This window comes from Methylobacterium sp. E-016 (assembly GCF_022829745.1).
In the GTDB taxonomy this organism is placed as follows: domain Bacteria; phylum Pseudomonadota; class Alphaproteobacteria; order Rhizobiales; family Beijerinckiaceae; genus Methylobacterium.
In genome coordinates this window covers 1-302 of the sequence record NZ_JAKSYF010000135.1, presented here as the reverse complement: position 1 = coordinate 302, position 302 = coordinate 1, and the positions used below count along the sequence as shown (strand labels likewise).

Here is a 302-nt window from a genome sequence, read left to right as displayed (position 1 = left end):
TCCGGCCCGGTCCGTCCGGCCATGAGGATGGCGAACTCGTCGCCGCCGAGGCGTGCCAGGATCTGGTCGGGGCCGAGCAGCCCGGTGACGCGGCGGGCGGCCCTATTCAGCATTGCGTCGCCGACCGGATGGCGGAACAGGCCGTTGCCCTCCTTCAACCCGTCGAGGTCGAGGAAGAGCACCGCGACCGGAACGCCGGTCTCGACCGCCGCGCCCACGTCGCGGGCGAGGCGCCGAGTGAAGGCGGAACGGTTGAGTAGGCACGGCAGGGGACCGTGGAGGGCGAGGAAGCGGATGGGTCG

Annotated in this window: 1 protein-coding gene; it reads right to left on the bottom strand. The window is 72.2% G+C overall.

Going from position 1 to position 302, the window contains the following annotated elements; translation table 11 throughout:
- On the bottom strand, positions 1 to 302 hold a 302-nt coding region (locus MKK68_RS19370; RefSeq protein ID WP_244032429.1), incomplete at both ends, for a diguanylate cyclase domain-containing protein.